The 16,983-nt window shown below is 71.5% G+C and carries 17 protein-coding genes and 1 rRNA gene; 11 read left to right on the top strand and 7 right to left on the bottom strand.

Going from position 1 to position 16,983, the window contains the following annotated elements:
* The 4 genes from rrf to IF188_RS08635 form a co-directional block, all read left to right on the top strand.
* A 5S ribosomal RNA gene (rrf, locus tag IF188_RS08650) occupies window positions 1-77 on the top strand; the annotation flags it as partial.
* 95 nt (window positions 78-172) lie between these two features.
* Entirely contained in the window at window positions 173-1,249 is a 1,077-nt protein-coding gene (dapE, locus tag IF188_RS08645; RefSeq protein WP_191171365.1) for a succinyl-diaminopimelate desuccinylase, read from the top strand.
* Between the two features lie 69 nt (window positions 1,250-1,318).
* Window positions 1,319-2,482: a hypothetical protein gene (locus tag IF188_RS08640; protein ID WP_191171392.1), complete on the top strand. Its 1,164-nt coding sequence runs from the start codon at window positions 1,319-1,321 to the stop codon at window positions 2,480-2,482.
* Window positions 2,483-2,579: 97 nt separating this feature from the next.
* The gene (locus IF188_RS08635; protein ID WP_019179788.1) at window positions 2,580-2,753 is read left to right on the top strand and encodes a DUF3117 domain-containing protein; all 174 of its coding nucleotides are present in this window, start codon (window positions 2,580-2,582) and stop codon (window positions 2,751-2,753) included.
* A gap of 68 nt (window positions 2,754-2,821) precedes the next feature.
* Here IF188_RS08635 and IF188_RS08630 read toward each other — a convergent pair whose 3' ends face one another.
* Entirely contained in the window at window positions 2,822-3,457 is a 636-nt protein-coding gene (locus IF188_RS08630) for an O-methyltransferase (protein WP_191171364.1), read from the bottom strand.
* Between the two features lie 73 nt (window positions 3,458-3,530).
* Here IF188_RS08630 and IF188_RS08625 point away from each other — a divergent pair, with 73 nt between their 5' ends.
* Entirely contained in the window at window positions 3,531-3,911 is a 381-nt protein-coding gene (locus IF188_RS08625) for a Sec-independent protein translocase family protein (RefSeq protein ID WP_191171363.1), read from the top strand.
* A gap of 18 nt (window positions 3,912-3,929) precedes the next feature.
* On the opposite strand, the gene IF188_RS08620 is transcribed toward IF188_RS08625, so the two are convergent.
* Genes IF188_RS08620 through IF188_RS08610 form a run of 3 tightly spaced genes read right to left on the bottom strand, consistent with a single transcriptional unit; the run spans window position 3,930 to window position 6,957 of the window.
* Window positions 3,930-5,105 (bottom strand): Mrp/NBP35 family ATP-binding protein, encoded by a 1,176-nt coding sequence (locus IF188_RS08620; RefSeq protein WP_191171362.1) that lies wholly within the window; start codon window positions 5,103-5,105, stop codon window positions 3,930-3,932.
* Window positions 5,102-5,632 (bottom strand): DUF1003 domain-containing protein, encoded by a 531-nt coding sequence (locus tag IF188_RS08615; RefSeq protein ID WP_191171361.1) that lies wholly within the window; start codon window positions 5,630-5,632, stop codon window positions 5,102-5,104. Before IF188_RS08615 ends, IF188_RS08620 begins: the two co-directional genes overlap by 4 nt.
* A complete protein-coding gene (locus IF188_RS08610) occupies window positions 5,632-6,957 on the bottom strand; it encodes a magnesium transporter MgtE N-terminal domain-containing protein (RefSeq protein ID WP_191171360.1) in 1,326 nt (441 codons plus the stop codon). Before IF188_RS08610 ends, IF188_RS08615 begins: the two co-directional genes overlap by 1 nt.
* Before the next feature lie 40 nt (window positions 6,958-6,997).
* Here IF188_RS08610 and IF188_RS08605 point away from each other — a divergent pair, with 40 nt between their 5' ends.
* From IF188_RS08605 to IF188_RS08585, 5 genes are read left to right on the top strand one after another with little or no spacing between them, the layout of a single operon-like run.
* Window positions 6,998-7,732, top strand: coding sequence for a general stress protein (locus tag IF188_RS08605; RefSeq protein WP_191171359.1), 735 nt, complete (start codon window positions 6,998-7,000; stop codon window positions 7,730-7,732).
* On the top strand, window positions 7,729-8,706 hold the full coding sequence (locus IF188_RS08600; protein ID WP_191171358.1) for an ABC transporter ATP-binding protein: 978 nt from the start codon (window positions 7,729-7,731) through the stop codon (window positions 8,704-8,706). Before IF188_RS08605 ends, IF188_RS08600 begins: the two co-directional genes overlap by 4 nt.
* On the top strand, window positions 8,703-9,488 hold the full coding sequence (locus IF188_RS08595) for an ABC transporter permease (protein WP_191171357.1): 786 nt from the start codon (window positions 8,703-8,705) through the stop codon (window positions 9,486-9,488). Before IF188_RS08600 ends, IF188_RS08595 begins: the two co-directional genes overlap by 4 nt.
* On the top strand, window positions 9,475-10,302 hold the full coding sequence (locus IF188_RS08590) for an ABC transporter permease (protein ID WP_191171356.1): 828 nt from the start codon (window positions 9,475-9,477) through the stop codon (window positions 10,300-10,302). Before IF188_RS08595 ends, IF188_RS08590 begins: the two co-directional genes overlap by 14 nt.
* 19 nt (window positions 10,303-10,321) lie before the next feature.
* The gene (locus tag IF188_RS08585; RefSeq protein ID WP_191171355.1) at window positions 10,322-10,999 is read left to right on the top strand and encodes an alpha/beta hydrolase family protein; all 678 of its coding nucleotides are present in this window, start codon (window positions 10,322-10,324) and stop codon (window positions 10,997-10,999) included.
* A gap of 29 nt (window positions 11,000-11,028) precedes the next feature.
* Here IF188_RS08585 and IF188_RS08580 read toward each other — a convergent pair whose 3' ends face one another.
* Window positions 11,029-12,237, bottom strand: a complete 1,209-nt coding sequence (locus IF188_RS08580) for a citrate/2-methylcitrate synthase (protein WP_191171354.1) — start codon at window positions 12,235-12,237, stop codon at window positions 11,029-11,031.
* Between the two features lie 89 nt (window positions 12,238-12,326).
* Here IF188_RS08580 and IF188_RS08575 point away from each other — a divergent pair, with 89 nt between their 5' ends.
* Window positions 12,327-13,472 (top strand): citrate/2-methylcitrate synthase, encoded by a 1,146-nt coding sequence (locus tag IF188_RS08575; protein WP_191171353.1) that lies wholly within the window; start codon window positions 12,327-12,329, stop codon window positions 13,470-13,472.
* A gap of 190 nt (window positions 13,473-13,662) precedes the next feature.
* On the opposite strand, the gene IF188_RS08570 is transcribed toward IF188_RS08575, so the two are convergent.
* Together IF188_RS08570 and IF188_RS08565 are read right to left on the bottom strand one after the other, a co-directional pair.
* Window positions 13,663-15,480, bottom strand: a complete 1,818-nt coding sequence (locus IF188_RS08570; RefSeq protein WP_191171352.1) for a gamma-glutamyltransferase family protein — start codon at window positions 15,478-15,480, stop codon at window positions 13,663-13,665.
* Complete coding sequence (locus tag IF188_RS08565; protein WP_224751609.1) at window positions 15,477-16,964, bottom strand: aminopeptidase P family protein; 1,488 nt, start codon at window positions 16,962-16,964, stop codon at window positions 15,477-15,479. Before IF188_RS08565 ends, IF188_RS08570 begins: the two co-directional genes overlap by 4 nt.
* Window positions 16,965-16,983: the final 19 nt, after the last annotated feature.

Below are 16,983 nucleotides of genomic sequence, written 5' to 3'. Positions count from 1 at the left end.
CGAACCCGGAAGCTAAGCCTCTCAGCGCCGATGGTACTGCAGGGGGGACCCTGTGGGAGAGTAGGACACCGCCGGACACCCATTCACGGAATGGCCACCCAACACTGGGTGGCCATTCCGCGTTAACGCGACTCTCGTCGGGCGCCGCTGTCGCCCTGGGTAGACTCGAACAATGGCGTTGCTCGATCTCTCTGTGTCCTCCGTCGAACTCACGCGGAACATCTGCGACATTCCGAGTGTCTCCGGTGACGAGCGTGTGCTCGCCGACGCCATCCACGACGCGATCTCTGCGCTTGCGCACCTCGAGGTCTATCGCGACGGTGACACGATCGTCGCGCGGACGAACCTCGGACGACCGCAGCGCGTCGTGATCGCCGGGCACATCGACACCGTTCCCATCAACGACAACCTGCCGACGCGGGACACCGTCGTCGACGGCATCCCGGTGATCTGGGGCCGCGGCACCGTCGACATGAAAGCCGGCACCGCCGTGCAGCTGAAGCTCGCGGCGGAGCTCGTCGAACCCCGCGTCGACATCACGTGGATGTGGTACGACCACGAAGAGGTCGACGCCGACCTCAACGGCTTGACGAGGCTCGCTCGCACGCGCCCCGACCTCTTCCAGGGCGACTTCGCGATCCTCGGCGAGCCCTCGAACGGCGCCGTCGAGGGCGGTTGCAACGGCAACCTGCGTGCGATCGTGCGTACTCATGGCGTTCGTGCGCACAGCGCCCGTGCATGGGTGGGCGAGAACGCCATCCACAAGGCCGCACCCGTGCTGGCGCGTCTCGCGGAGTACCGCCCGCGTGAGGTCCCGGTCGAGGGCCTCGTGTACCGCGAAGGCCTGAACGCCGTGCGGATCCGCGGTGGCGTCGCCGGCAATGTGATTCCCGACCTCTGCGAGGTCGAGGTCAACTACCGCTTCGCGCCCAACCGTGACCTCGCCGAGGCAGAGGCGCACGTCCGCGAGGTGTTCGCCGGCCTCGAGGTCGAGGTCGTCGACGGCGCCGCCGGCGCTCGTCCCGGGCTCGACGCCCCGCTGGCGCAGGAGTTCCTCGCCGCGGTGAATGCGGAGCCGCGGCCCAAGTACGGGTGGACGGACGTCGCTCGCTTCAGTGCGCTGGGCGTCCCGGCGGTGAACTACGGGCCTGGTGATCCGAGCCTGGCGCACCACGATGAGGAACGCGTTCCGATCGCCCAGATCGAGGCCGTCGAGCATGGCCTGCGTGCGTGGCTCGCAGGCAGCTGACCGCTCGTGACTGAGGGGCAGCCGCCGGCCGAGGCTCCTGGCGTCCCGGAGCGCCGTGGTCGCACGGCCATGCACGTGGCTGTGATCTACGTCGCCGCGCGGCTTGTGACGACGGCGATGCTGCTTCTGGCAGCCGACCTGTCGGGCGTGGGCTCGCGGATGGGTCCCGACGCCGATCTCGCCTCGACGATCGTGGCGTGGGACGGGACCTGGTACTGGCTGATCGCGTACTCGGGGTATCCATCGCAGCTGCCGCTCACGGACTCCGGGCAGATCGCCGAGAACGCCTGGGCCTTCATGCCTGTCTTCCCCTACCTCGCGCAGTGGGTCTCGCTGCCCTTCGGCCAATGGGCGATCGGCGCACTGATCGTCTCACTCGCGGCCGGGTACGCGGCATCCCTCGTCCTCTACCGGTTGCTGCGGCTTCGTCTCGACTCGTCCGCGACGCTGTGGGCGGTGGTCTTCTTCACCTGCGGGCCGTTGGCGGCGCTCTTCCAGGTCGGGTACGCCGAGACGCTGTACCTGCTCTGGCTGTTCTGCGCGTTGTGGTGCGTTCTGCGCCGCAGGTACGGCTGGCTCTATCTGCTGATACCGCTGATGGCGTTCACCCGGCCCGGCGTGCTCGCGTTCGCGCTGTTCCTCGCGCTGTTCGGCATCTGGCGCTGGCTGAACCGCCGGCGCGAGCACCTCGGCAGGCGCGAGATCATCCATATCGTGACGCTCGGACTGCTGGCGACGGTCGCCGGCTTCGCATGGCAGGTCGTCGCCGGATGGATCACGGGCGACCCGGGTGCCTACCTGTCGACCGAACTCGCCTGGCGCCGGAACTGGATACCGGGCGATGCCAGCTTCGCCCCGTTCGAGGCGTTCGACGCAGGCATCCGGTTCTGGTTCGTCACGATGTGGCAGCTGCCCCTGGTGTGGGGGTACGTCGCCGTGGGTGCGGGGATCGTCGCGATCGCCGCCGCGTTGCTCTTCCTGCCCCAGGTGAGACGACTCGGCGCCGAGATCCGGCTCTGGAGCGCGAGCTACCTGTTCTACCTCGTGCTGGTCTTCTTTCCGCAGTCGAGCATCTTCCGCCTGCTCGTGCCGTTGTCGCCGCTGTGGGGCGCCGTCGCCGCGCCGCGGTCGCGTGTCTGGCGGATCGGCGTGCTCGCGGCCTGCCTGCTGGGGCAGTGGTGGTGGATCTACAACATGTACGCCCTCGGGAATACCGCCTGGCAGGTACCGTGAGGTCCGAAGATCGGATGCCGCTTTCCACAGCCGTGCCCCGGGGCGGGTGCCCTCACGATAAACTTGTCTGGCAGACCATCGATGTAAAGGAGCCGCAATGGCAGCCATGAAGCCGAGAACCGGAGACGGGCCGATGGAGGCCGTGAAGGAGGGTCGACTCATCATCGTGCGGGTACCGCTCGAGGGTGGCGGCCGTCTGGTCGTCTCTGTGAACGACGCTGAGGCTAAAGAGCTCTACGACGTTCTGGGTGGCGTCGTCAACGCCGCGTAAGTCGCATCGTCCCGAAAGGCCGGTCCCCGGACCGGCCTTTCGCATACCCGGCGCCGGCCGAGGAGGCTTCAGGCGGACGGGACGGTGGTGAGCTGCAGGAGTCCCTCACCGGTGATCGACAGCGCCCCGATGACGGCGGGGGAGCCCTGCGTCTCCTGGATGAGCGAGCGGTAGGCCGTCGTCACCGGATCGCGGCGCACCGGGTCGGCGACGGCGCCCCCGGCGAGAACACGCGGCACGAGGACCGTGCCGCCGGCGCGCACGAGGCGCAGCCCGTGCTCGACGTACTCGATGACTCCTTCGGGATCCGCGTCGACGAGGACGATGTCGTACGAGGCCTCATTCATGCGGGGAAGGACCTCGGACGCACGTCCGGTGATGAAGCGCGCGCGAGCGGCCGGGATCCGCGCATCGGCGAACGCCTGGCGAGCGGCGCCCAGGTGCTCCGGCTCCTTGTCGATCGTGGTGAGCGTCGCGCGGGGCGATCCATGCAGCAGCCACAGCCCCGATACGCCCGCTCCGGTGCCGATCTCGACGATGCTGAGCGCCTGCGACGCCGCGGCGATCACGGCGCACTGCGCGCCGATCGCCGCGCTCACCGGCGCGGCGCCGAGCTCGAGCGCGTGAGCCCGTGCGGCCGCGATGTGATCGGGTTCACTCGTGGCCTCGTCGACGAACCGCTGGTTCGCGTTCTGCTCTCCCATGCGAATTCCTCCGCCCGCCAGCCTACGCGGACCCGCGGCGCTGACGGAGCAGGCACGGCGGTAACCTGAAGTCATGATCTTCGGCCTCACGATCGAGAAGCTTCTGCTGATCGGCGTCGTCGCTGCGCTCATCCTGGGGCCTGAGCGCCTTCCCCGGTACGCCGAGTCGCTGGCGGCGCTGACCAAGCGCGCGCGCGCCTGGGTGTCGACGGCACGGTCGCGGGTACGCGACGAGATGGGTGAGGACTTCGACGACGTCGACTGGCGCACCCTCGACCCGCGTCAGTATGACCCCCGCCGGATCATCCGTGAGGCGCTCCTCGACGACGCGCCGGTCGCACCCCGTACCACCACCACTGCCACCGCCGTCGCGACGGTGCCTCCGCCGCCGGTCCGCGAGCCTTTCCGGAACGGGATGGACGGCCCGCCGCCGTTCGACGACGAGGCCACCTGAGCCGACGTCGGACGCCGGTCAGCGGGGCCGGAACGGCAGGCTCCGGCCGGCGAGGCCTCGCGGCACGCGGGCGAGAGCATCGGCCACCTCGGCGATGGCGCGGGCAGCAGGGTCGTCCGGGTGAGCGAGAACGGCCGGGATGCCGGCATCCGCGTCCCTTCGCAGCACCGGGCTGAGCGGCACCGAGCCGAGCAGCGGCACCGGCTCTCGGGCGTCGCCGTCCGCGACCGCGGTGCTCAGCGCGGCAGCGACGGCCTGGCCGCCGCCGTCGCCGAACAGGTCGAGGAGGGTTCCGTCAGGAAGCGCCATCGCCGCCATGTTCTCGACGACGCCGATCACCTTCTGCCCCGTCTGCCGCGCGACCAGTCCGCTGCGGACCGCGACATCGGAGGCGGCGGTCTGCGGCGTCGTCACGACGAGCACCTCGGCATTGGGCAGCAGCTGCCCGACAGAGATGGCGACGTCCCCCGTCCCGGGGGGCATGTCGAGCAGCAGGATGTCGAGGTCGCCGAAATAGACGTCGGTGAGGAACTGCTGCACCGTGCGGTGCAGCATGGGGCCGCGCCACGCGACGGCGCCGAGCGGGCCTCCGTCGCCGTCCGCGCGACGGAGGAACATGCCGATGGAGATGACCTTCACTCCGTGCGCCACCGGCGGCAGCATGAGGTCGTCGACACGGGTGGGCTGCGGCACGGTTCCGTCGGGACCGACGAGGCCCAGCTGACCGGGGATCGAGAACCCGTGCACGTCGGCGTCGATGAGCCCCACGGCGAGCCCCCGCGCGGCGAGGGATGCGGCGAGGTTCGCCGTGACGGTCGACTTGCCGACCCCGCCCTTGCCGCTGGTCACGGCGATCACGCGCGTCAGCGTCCCTGGGCCGAACGGCATCTCGCGTGAGCGCCCGCCGCGCAGCCGGTCCGTGAGGGCGTGCCGCTCCGCCGGCGTCATGACGCCCACTTCGAGCGTCACCTCGTCAATGCCCGGAACGGATGCCGCAGCCGCCGTGACATCGGCGGCGATGCGATCGGCGGCCGGACAGCCGACGATCGTGAGGACGATGGCGACATGAGCGACGCCCGCGTCGACGGAGATGTCGCGCACCATGTCGAGCTCGCCGATCGGGCGACGCAGCTCGGGGTCGGGGACGGCGCCGACCGCCGCGCGGACGGCGTCCGCGGGGGAGCCGCCGTTCATCGCGCGGTGCCGGTCTCGGCCTCGGCGGCCGTGTCGAGCTTGTCCAGCAGCGCCCGGAGCTCGGTGCGCAGCATCTCGCGGGTCAGCACCTGCTCGGAGTAATCGGTGACGGCCATGCGCAGTGCGACGACCTCACGCGCGAGGTACTCGGTGTCGGCCAGGTTGCGCTCGGCGCGCTGGCGGTCCTGCTCGATCTGCACGCGGTCGCGGTCGTCCTGGCGGTTCTGCGCCAACAGGATGAGCGGAGCGGCATACGACGCCTGGAGCGACAGGATGAGGGTCAGCAGCGTGAAGTTCGTCGCCGCCGGGTCGAACTGCAGCTGCGGCGGCATGAAGATGTTCCAGCACAGCCACACGGCGACGAAGACCGTCATGCCGATGAGGAAGCCGGATGTGCCCATCGCACGTGCGAACGCTTCGGAGAACCGGCCGAAGCGGTCGCTGGACTGCTGCTGCGGGGCGCGCTGGAGCATTCCTGAGCGGCCGCGCGGGGCGTCGAGCGTCGGCTGGCGGGTGTTGCGTGCCATCAGCGCCTCCTCCCTGCACGCAGCGGCTTGGTCGTGGCGGACGTGCTCGCGGTCGTCTGCGGATCCGAGTCGGACGCGCGATGCTCATCGGCGGCATCCTGGGATCTCCAGTCCTCGGGGAGGAGATAGTCGAGCACATCGTCGACGCTGACGGCACCGACCAGGCGGTGCGCGGGATCGACGACCGGCAGTGACACCAGGTCGTACGATGCGAGCAGGCGGGCGACCTCGGCGGCGGACGCCGTCGCCGGCACCGGGTCCAGGGTGTCGTCGATGATCGCGCCGAGCCGCTCGTGCGGCGGGTAGCGCAGCATCCGCTGGAAATGAACCGTGCCGAGCAGGCGGCCCGTGGGCGTCTCATACGGCGGCAGCGTCACGAAGACCGCGGCGGCGAGGGCCGGGTGCAGTTCGTGCCGGCGGATGAGTGCGAGAGCCTCGGCGATCGTCGCGTCCGCCGACAGCACGATCGGCTCGCTGGTCATGAGACCGCCGGCCGTGTCGGGACCGTATTTGAGCAGCGCGCGGACGTCCTCGGCCTCTTCGGGCTCCATGAGGTCGAGCAGCTCTTCGCGCTGGTCCTCGGGAAGCTGTCCCAGGACGTCGGCGGCGTCGTCGGGCTCCATCGCGTCGAGGATGTCGGCGGCGCGCTCGTCGTCCAGGGCTTCGAGGATGTGCACCTGCTCCTCTTCGGGCATCTCTTCGAGGGCGTCGGCGAGACGGTCGTCGGGGAGCTCTTCGACCACCTCGAGCAGCCGCTCCTCGGGAAGATCGAGCAGCGTGTTCGCCAGATCGGCCGGGCGCAGCTCGGAGTAGGTCGCGACCAGCTGCTCGGCGGACTGGGCCTCGCCCGGCACCTGGCTCTCGCGCACGTCCTCCCAGCCGGCGAACGTCGTCGGACCCTTGGCGAACGGCGAGGCGCTGGTCTTGGGCTTGCGCAGGAAGAGCTGGCCGACGTCCCACTCGCCCAGTCGGTTGCGCTCGATGGCGACGTCTTCGATGACGGCGGTGCCCGAGCCGTCGGCGAGGAACACCTTGCGGCCGATCAGCTCGGCCATGACACGCACCTCGCCGCCGCGCTGCTGGAACCGGCGGACGTTGATGAGTCCCGTCGTGATGACCTGGCCGGTGACGATCGAGGTGACACGGCCGATCGACACGAACACGTTGCGCCGGCCGGGGATCTCCACGACGAGTCCGATGACGCGGGGCGGATCGTCTTTTCGGTAGATGACGACGACGTCGCGGACCTTGCCGAGACGGTCGCCGGCAGGGTCGAAGACCGAGCACCCGGAAAGGCGCGCGACGAAAACCCTCTGCGTGCTCACACGTCCCAGCGTAGTCCGCGTGCCGTGGGAGGATGGGGAGATGACCATGATGGGAGGGCGCCTCCCGCAGGGCTCGGAAGCCGTCGGCGAGACGGTGGCGAACTTCCCGACCTACGAGGCGGCGCAGAAGGCGGTGTCGTCGCTGATCGCGGCCGACATCCCGGCGCGCGACATCGCGATCGTCGGACAGGGACTGCGCTCCATCGAACGGATCACCGGCCGGCTGGGCTATGCCTCGGCGGCGCGATCGGGCGCGGTGAACGGCGTGCTGCTCGGGCTGCTGTTCTCGGCCATCCTGGTGATCGGATCGCCCTCGGTGCCCATCCAGGCCTTCGTCGGGGTGCTGTTCGTGGGCATCGCGATCGGCATGCTCATGAGCATCGTCGCGTACTCCTTCGTCCGCCGCCGTCGCGATTACGCGTCGGTCATGCAGGTGCTCGCCGACCACTACGAGGTCACCGTCGCGCAGAACAGCGTGCATCGCGCCCGTCAGGTGCTGGGGCCGCAGTCGGCAGCCGTGCGGCCGCAGCCGACGACTCCGCCGGCGGCGCCGGCCGCCCCCGCCGCGGCATCGCCGTCTTCCGAACCGCCGAAGTACGGCGAGCGGGTGACGCCGTCGACGGACCCCGCCGCCGCTCGGCCCGCGGACGCCCCCGAGACCGAGTCGGCGGGGACGCCCGACACACCCCGGCCCGAAGCCGGAGCGGCCCCGGCACCCGATGCGGCCGATGAGGCCCGCACGGGTGAGACCGACAAGGACGACGACCCGCGATGACGCCGGCCGCCGCGCCCGCCGCGATCGAGGTCCGCGAGCTGCGGCGGGAGTATCGGGTGCGCGGGGCGCAGCGGCGCGTGACGGCGCTCGACGGCCTGACGCTCACGGTGGCGCCGGGCACCGTGCACGGACTTCTCGGGCCGAACGGCGCGGGCAAGACCACGCTGTGCAAGATCCTGGCCACGGTGCTCGTCCCGACGAGCGGGTCGGCGCGGGTCGCCGGCTTCGACGTGGAACGGGACGCCATCGAGGTGCGCCGCCGTATCGGCCTGGTTCTCGGCGGCGATCGGGGCTTGTACGCCAAGCTCACCGCACGGCAGAATCTGGAGTTCTGGGCCGCGATGTACGGGATGCCTGGGGACGCGGCATCCCTCCGCATCGACACCGTGATCGAGCAGGTCGGGCTGACCGGCGTGGAACTTGCCGTCGAGCGCTTCAGCCGCGGCATGAAGCAGCGACTGCACCTCGCGCGCGGGCTCCTGCCGCAGCCCGAGGTGCTGCTGCTCGACGAGCCGACCACGGGGATGGACCCGGTGTCGGCGCATGCGTTCCGCGACCTCGTGCGCGGCGTCGTCGCCGCAGGGTCCACCGTGCTGCTCACGACGCACGATATGGCAGAGGCCGAGGCCCTGTGCACCGAGGTGTCGATGATCGACGGCGGTCGGCTGCTCGCGACGAGCACGCCGCGGGGACTGGGCGAGCTGCTGACGACGTACGAGCGCGTCGACGTGAGAGCCCCTGATCCGGTCACGGCGGAGCGGGTGAGAGCCGAGCTCGACGCGCGCGACGACGTCGTGTCGGCCGAGGTGCGCGACGGCGCCACGGTGCGCGTCGAGACGCAGGGCAGGAAGTCCGTCGCCCGCGTGCTGTCTGCCCTCATCGCTCAGGGACTCACGCAGGTGGCGGTGACCTCGCCGAGCCTCGACGAGGTATACGTGCACGTCATCGGGGATCGCGGGATGGACGTCCGGTGAGACGCGTCCGCGCGCTGCGCGTGATGGGTGCCGCAGCACTGCTGGAGGTGCGGATGCTGCGCCGCTCGCCGTCGGAGCTGTTCGCGGTGTGGCTCGTTCCGCTGCAGACACTGGGGTATCTCGCGATCTTCCGCTTCAGCGGTCGGGCCGACCTCGACGCGTATGCCGTGCTGGCTCCCGCGGTCATCGCGCTGTGGGCACTCGCGCTGCTGAGGTCGGGTGAGGTCATCGCGAACGAACGCGACAATCAGTCGCTCGAGGCCATCGCGGCAGCGCCCGCCCGGCTGGAGCTCGTGATGGTGGGCAGGGTCGCCGTCATCACCGTGGCGTCCTGGGTCGCCCTGCCGCTGTCGGCGCTCACCGGCTGGCTGTTCTTCGGCGTGGTGCCGGTCGTCGCAGACCCTCTCGTGTTCGCCCTCACCTACGTGGCGATGTCGCTGGCGACTGTCGCGACGGCGCTGCTGTTCGCGGTGTTCTTCGTCAACTCCCGGTCGCCGCGCATCTTCCAGAACAGCCTGAGCTACCCGTTCTACGTGCTGGGCGGCGTGCTGGTTCCGATCGCGCTGTACCCGGAGTGGGTGCAGGTGCTCGCGCGCGGGGTGTACCTGTCGTGGTCGGCCGATCTGCTGCGCGCGTCGGCGACCGGCGTCGGACTTCAGGGATGGCCGTGGCGCCTCGCGGTGATCCTCGGACTCGCGGCGGTGACGTACGTGGTCGCCCATGCGCTTCTGGTGCTCACGATGCGCAACGCCAGGCGGGAGGGCAAGCTTGGCCTCACCTGATGTGCTGCTGCGCGCGCGACCTTCGAGCGTGCGGATCTTCACCCGCGCGGTGCGCACGGGGCTCGGCGACCTGCGGACCAACTACACGTGGTGGTCGTGGTCGAGCGGCTGGCTGCTGCGGTGCCTCATGGAGGTCGCCTTCTTCGGGCTGATCGGCCTGCTGCTGCAGAGCCGCGATGCCACCTACTTCCTCCTCATCGGGCGCGGGCTGTTCGTCGGCGTGGCCGAGACCATGTGGGTGATCCAGTCGACGGCATGGGAGCGCGGGACGGGCACGCTGCCGCTGCTCGTCTCGGCGCCCGGGCGGGCGTGGCCCGCGTTCGCGGGGCGCAGCACGCAGTGGCTGCCCAGCGCGGTCACCACCTCGCTCGTGTCGCTGGTCGTGCTTCCGCCGCTGTTCGGATTCGCGACCACCGCCGAGGGCCTCGTCGCGTCCGTGCTCGCCGCAGTGGTGAGCGTCGTGGCGAGCTACGGGTTCGCGCTGCCTCTCGCCGCTCTCGTGCTGCGCCGGCCGTCGTGGCGGAACGCCGCGTCGAACGTCACGCACAACGTGATGGGTCTGGTCTGCGGCGCGCTCGTGCCGGTGGCGTTCTGGCCGGCGCCGGTGCAGTGGTTCGCGCAGATCTTCCCGGTCACGCATTCCCTGCGCGGCCTTCGCGCCGTGCTCGACGGCGACCCGGATGCGTGGGGTGCGCTCGCCGTCGGCTTCGCGGTCGCGCTGGGGCTCGGTGCCGCGTGGTTCGCGATCGGAGCCTGGATGCTGGAGCGCTTCGCCGAGGCGGCACGACACGGGACGATCGACCTCGACGCATGAGCACGAAGAAGGGCTGACCATGACGACGAACGAGGCGGTGATCCCCGTCGAGCTGCCGTCCGGCACGACCCGGGTGTCGGCCGAGTTCGAGACGCCGGCAGGTGCCTGGGCGTTCGCGGCGGTGGCGCACGGCGCGGGCGCCGGGCTGCGGCATCCCTTCCTCCTCGGGTTCGCGACGGGCCTCGCACGTGAGGGGGTCGCGACGGCGCGGTTCAACTTCCCCTACGTCGAGCAGGGACGACGGATGCCGGGGCCCGCGGCGCATGCCATCGCGACGTGGCGGGCGGTCGACGCCGCAATGCGCGAGCGCGCCGCGGGAGCGCCGGTGTTCGCGCTGGGAAAGTCCTACGGCGGGCGCATGGCCTCGATGGCCGCTGCGGAAGGTGCCATCGCACCCGCCGGACTCGTCTATCTCGGCTATCCGCTGCACCCGCCCGGGCGGCCCGACAAGCCGCGCGTCGAGCATCTGCCCGGCGTGGTCCCGCCACAGCTGTTCGTCGAGGGCACGAACGACCCGTTCATCGACCCGCACGAGCAGCTCGAGGCCGCGGTCGCGTCCTGCCGGGTCGCCGAGATCGCCTGGGTCGTGGGAGGCGGCCACTCGTTCGAGGTGAAGGGCCGCAAGCGTGCGGCGGCCGACATCGGGGCCGCGCTCGCCGCGGACGTGGCCTCGTGGATGCGCGGCATCGTCGGCTGACACACTGGCGTGCCGGCGTCGGCGATGCCTCACTCCGCGGCGGCGGGGCCGACATAGCGCCCGCGCGGACGCAGTCGCATGGGGCGCCGGCCGTACTCGTCGATCGCGTGGGCGATCCATCCGGCCATGCGCCCGATCGCGAAGACGACCGATCCAGCGTCCTCGCCCATGTCGCCCCACCGCGTGAGCGCGGCCAGAGCAAGATCGAGGTTCGGGCGGATGTCGGCATGGCGGGCCACCTCGGTGGCGACAGCGTCGACGACATCGACGATCTCGGCGCCGCCGGGTGCGTCACGCAGCAGTTCGAGCAGCACGGTCGCTCGCATGTCGCCTCCGGCATACAACGGCTGGCCGAAGCCCGGGATGCCGCGCCCGCCGTCGCGGACGGCCCGGGCGATGGCGGCGGCAGGCGGCGTCCCGCCGGCCACCGCGTGCAGGAGACGCGCGGCCTCCCGGCTCGCGTGGCCGTGCAGGGGAGCATCGAAGGCGCCGAGGGCTGCCGTGACGACCGCATACGCCGAACCGCGTGCCGACGCGGCCACGCGCGCCGAGAGCGTCGACACGGCGAGATCGTGATCGACGACCAGCACGAGCGCCGCGTCCACCAGCCGTGGCCCGCTGTCGCTCGGGCGGCCGGCCAGAGCGCCCCACAGCGTGGCGGCGATCGATTCCGCAGCTGTCGGTGCGTGCGTGAGCGCCGCCGGGAGTCCGGTGATGAGCCGCGAGCCGACGCGCACGAGAGCATCCGCGCCCGGATCGTCGCGCAGCGGATCCGTGCTCGCGAACGCGGTGACTGCCACGAGCAGCCGGTCCAAGGGCGTCGCCGCGGCGCCGAGCGTGGCGGCGGTCCGGCGGGCGAGGGCGAGATCCTCGTCATCCGCGCCCCGGAGCCCCGGTGCCTCCCAGAGCCATCGGACGACGTCCTCGAAGGTCGACTCGCGGGCGAGCCGTGCCGCAGACCGCTCGCGGTAGAAGAGCTCGTCGTCTTCGAGATGCGCCAGCGCGGTGTCGAGCACCATGAGCGGCATCCCTCCGCCTGACGTTTCGACGGCCCGCGGAGCGACCCGTCGTCGCCGGCTCAGCGCGAACGCCTCGACCTCGAGCGGATCGAACGACGAGCCCGATGCGTCGCGTACGCGCGAGAGCAGCCCGCGTGACACGTACGCGTACAGCGATTCGGGTTTGACGCCGAGTCGCGCGGCGGCCTGGGCAGCGGTGAGACGGGGGAGGTCGGTCATGAGGTTGATCCGATCAAGATTGACGAACCGTGGATCAAGTTCTGACACTGACTGTAGCGCCCCGACGGCGGCGCAGGACGGAGACGGAGATGGACGCGATGATGTCGAAGACCGCGATCCCGCGCGGACTCGCCGGTGTCGTGGTCGCCGAGACGGCCATCGGCGATGTGCGCGGCGACGAGGGCTTCTACCAGTACCGGGATCGCTCGGCGATCGAGCTCGCCGAGTCCACGACGTTCGAGGGCGCGTGGCAGCTGCTCGTCACGGGCGAGGCGCCGAGCGAGCGCTCGACGGCGGAGTTCCGGGATCGGGTCGAGGCGCTCGTCGGCCGTGCGCGCCCTGACCTGGACGAGGTGACGGCTGCGGTGGCACGGATGACGGCGGACGTCCTGGCCGGGCTCGCCGCCTCGTGGCCGCTGCTGGGCGCGAGGTGCGGCATCCGTCCCCTCTACGACCTCGGCGCCGACGGGCGGCTGTCCGACGCGCTCACGATGGCCGCGCTCACCGCACCGCTCGTCGGCAGGCTGTGGCGCCGCTCACAGGGCGATGAGGCGCTGCCGACCCTGGAGGGGCGCGGCGTCGTGGCGGACTACCTGCATCAGGTGACGGGGACGGCGCCGACGCCGGCGGTGGAACGCGCGCTCGCCGCCTACCTGATCTCGGTGATGGACCACGGCTTCAACGCGTCGACGTTCACGGCCCGGGTGATCGCTTCGACCGGCGCCGACGTCGCCGCCTGCCTGACCGGTGCGCTCGGCGCGCTCACCGGCCCCTTGCACGGCGGTGCCCCGGCGCGCGCTCTCGACGGGCTGGACGCCGTGGGCGGCGCCGACGGGATCGAGGCCTGGATCCGCGGTGAGCTCGCCGCCGGGCGCAGACTGATGGGGTTCGGGCACGCGGTGTATCGCACGGCCGATCCGCGCGCCGAGCTGATGAAGCGCGTCGCGCAGGGTCTGGGCGGTTCGCGGGTGGCGTTCGCGCTTGAGTTCGAGCGCACCGCCGAACGTCTGCTCGACGAGGCGAAGCCGGGCCGCGGCCTGCACGCGAACGTCGAGTACTGGGCCGCGATCGTGATGGAGGAGTGCGGCATCCCGCGTGCGATGTTCACACCAACCTTCGCGATCGCCCGCACGATCGGCTGGACGGCGCACATCCTGGAGCAGGCGGCCGACCCGAAGATCATCCGTCCCTCGGCTCGCTACGTCGGCCCGCCGGTGCAGCGACCTGCGGCGTGAAGACTTGCTCATAGGTCTGCGGCGTGAGACTTGCGCACGGGCCTGCCGCGTGAGCCTTGCGCACGGGCCTGCGGCGTGAGCCTTGCGCACGGGCCTGCGGCGTGAGCCTTGCGCACAGGGCTGCGGCGTGAGCCTTGCGCACAGGGCTGCGGCGTGAGCCTTGCGCACAGGACTGCGGCCCGAGTGGTGCTCAGCGGCCGGCGGCGTAACCCTGCATTCCCCGCGGGTTGGCGGCGGCCCAGAGGACGCCCGCGGGGTCGGTGCCGACCGCAGAGACCCGGCCGAGGGCCCAGTCGCCCGCACGGGTGACGACGTGCCCGCGGCGTTCGAGCCCGGCGATCACGTCGTCGCCGAGCCGGTTCTCGGCGACCGCGCCGGCGGGGGTCCAGGTGCGGGGCCAGAACGACTCGGGCAGCGCGCTGGTGTGCAGTGCTGGTGCGTCGATCGCCTGCTGCGGCGTGTAGCCGCCGACGATGATCCGCAGCAGCGCGAGCAGCTGCCACTGGTCCTGCTGGTCGCCGCCGGGGGAGCCGATGGCGAAGGCGGGGGCGCCGCCCCGCAGCACGAGCGTCGGGGTGAGCGTGGTGCGCGGCCGTCGGCCCGGGGCGAGCGACGAGGCGTGGTCGGGCTCGAGCCAGGTCATCTGCAGACGCGTGCCGAGACAGAACCCGAGCGACGGGATCGTGGGCGAGGACTGCAGCCAGCCACCCGACGGCGTCGCCGACACGATGTTGCCCCAGCGGTCGATCACATCCAGGTGACACGTGTCGCCGCGGGTCTCGCCGGTCGGTGCCACTCGGGCTTCGGCGGGGGCGACGGTCGGCTCGCCGGTGCCGACGGCAGGCGCGTCGTAGGACGTGCGCAGCGGCGGCCGGAACGGGGAACGGCCCCCGAGAGACCCCGGCCGGAACTCGGCCGACGCGCTCTCGTCGATGAGCGCGCGCCGCTCGGCGACATAGTCGTCGGCCAGCAGTGCGTCGAGGTCGACGTCGGCGTCGCCGTACCAGGCGTCACGGTCGGCGTAGGCGAGCTTCTGCGCTTCGAGGATGGTGTGGGCGCCCGCCTCCTGCGACGGATCGAGCAGGTCGTCGTCCAGGGGCTCGAGCATCGCCAGAGTCTGGAGCAGCGCCGGCCCCTGCGTCCACGCGCCCGCCTTGGCGATCGTGTGCCCTCGGAATTCGCGCATGACAGGCGCCTCGTAGCCCGCCTCGAACGCCGCGAAGTCCTCGGCCGTGATCACCGCGGCGTGCATCCCGCCCCCGGAGTGCCGATGGGGCTGGGCGAGGAACGCGGATGCCTCGTGCGCGACGATCCCCGTCCGCCACTGCGTGCGCGCCGCGTCGATGCGGGCGGCGCGACCGACGGGGCCGTCGTCGCGGACGGCGCACGACGCGTGCACGAGCGCGTCCAGGACGTCGGCGTACGCCGGGTTGCGCACGATCTGCCCGGCCGCGGGCACCTCGCCGTCCGGCATCCAGAGGTCGGCCGACGTCGTCCAGTCGTCGCGGAACAGCTCTGCCACGCGCGCGATCGTCGCGGCAGCGCCCGCGACCAGCGGGTGACCGTCGCGGGCGTAGCCGATCGCGTACGCGAGCACGTCCATGAGCTCCCACGTCCCGTGATCGCGCAGCAGCAGCAGCCACGCGTCCACGGCGCCGGGCACGGCGGCGGCCAAGCCTCCCGCGCCGGGCACGAGCTCGAGGCCCTCAGCGCGGTAGTGCTCGATCGTCGCGCCGGCGGGCGCCGGCCCCTGGCCCATGAGGACCGTGGGAGCGCTGGCATCCGCCGGCTGGAAGATCCCGACGAGATCGCCGCCCGGGCCGTTGAGGTGAGGTTCGACGACATGCAGGACGAACGCGGCGGCGACCGATGCGTCGAAGGCGTTGCCGCCGCGCTCCAGCACGGCCTGCGCGGTCGCGGTGGCCAGCCAGTGGGTCGAGGCCGACATGCCGAACGTGCCCGTCAGCGTCGGGCGCGTCGTGAACGACGAAGGCGGCGTATACGTCACGAGCGGGAGCGGGCGATCCAGGCCTCGACCTCGTCCGCCGTCCGGGGGATGTCCGCCGACAGGTTGACCGGGCCGTCGGCGGTCATGAGGATGTCGTCCTCGATGCGCACGCCGATGCCCCGGTACTCCTCGGGGACGGTCACGTCGTCGATCTGGAAGTAGAGCCCCGGTTCGATCGTGAACACCATGCCCGGCTCGAGCGCGCCGTCGTAGTACATGTCGCGCCGTGCCTGGGCGCAGTCGTGGACGTCGATGCCGAGGTGATGGCTGGTGCCGTGCACCATGTAGCGGCGGTGCTGGCCGCCGCGCTCGGCATCGAGCGCCTCTTCGGCTGTCACCGGCAGCAGGCCCCACTCCGCCACGCGCGCCGCGATGACGTGCATCGCGGCCTCGTGCACCGAGCGGAACCGGACGCCGGGCTTGGCGGCCGCGAACGCGGCGTCGGCCGCCTCGCGCACCGTCTCGTAGACCTTGCGCTGGATGTCGGTGAACCGGCCGCTCACCGGCAGCGTGCGGGTGATGTCGGCGGTGTAGAGGCTGTCGACCTCGACGCCGGCGTCGATGAGGATGAGGTCTCCGGGCACGACGGCCCCGTCGTTGCGCGTCCAGTGCAGGTAGCACGCGTGCGGGCCGGAGGCCGCGATCGTGTCGTAGCCCACCGTGTTGCCGTCGCTGCGCGCGCGCTGGTGGAAGACGCCCTCGACGACGCGCTCGCCGCGCGGGTGCGCGATGATCGCGGGCAGGTTCGCGACGATGTCGTCGAACCCGTTCGCCGTCACCTGGACCGCGAGCTCCATCTGCGCGATCTCGTACGAATCCTTGCGCAGACGCAGCTCTGACACGAAACGCGTGAGATCGTCGTCCTCGTCGAGCACGACATCGCCGTCGCGCGCCTCGAAATCGTCGACGTGGGCCGTCGCGATGCCGAGGTCGGCGGCGACGCCGTCCAGCGCGGGGCGTGGTCCGATCCAGAACTCGCCGATCGAGGCGTCCGAATAGAACTCGCTCGTCGTGCGGTCCGCGCGCTCGCGGAAGTAGAGGGTGACCTCGTGGCCGCCCGCAGCGAGCGGCTCGAACACGAGCACCGAGCCGGGCTCGGCGTCGGCGGCCCACCCGGTCAGGTGAGAGAACGCGGAGTGGGCGCGGAACGGATAGTCGGTGTCGTTGCTGCGCTGCTTGAGCTCGCCGGCGGGCACCACGAGCCGCTTGCCAGGGAAGGCGGCCGACACGGCGTCGCGGCGGGCTGCGGCGAACGGCGCCTGGTCGCGGGCCGGCGGCGACTGCTCGGGACGCTCCGCCCAGCCGGTCGAGATCGTGTCGAGGAATCCCTGGCCGAACGGCTGTCGGCGGTTCGTGCTCGTGGTCCCCACGCCCTCTCCACTCGCCGCTGGCGCGGCGATCGGAGCCTCGGGGCGCGTGGGCCCAGTCTGCGTCTCAGCGGTGCTCGTGGCCGCCGCGGACTTCTCGCTGGCTGCGGTGCTCATGCGTCCAGTCTCGCACGCG

This window comes from Microbacterium helvum (genome assembly GCF_014779795.1).
Lineage (GTDB): Bacteria > Actinomycetota > Actinomycetes > Actinomycetales > Microbacteriaceae > Microbacterium > Microbacterium helvum.
Note: the sequence above shows the minus strand (reverse complement) of the source record. Positions and strands in the feature narration are given on the sequence as shown.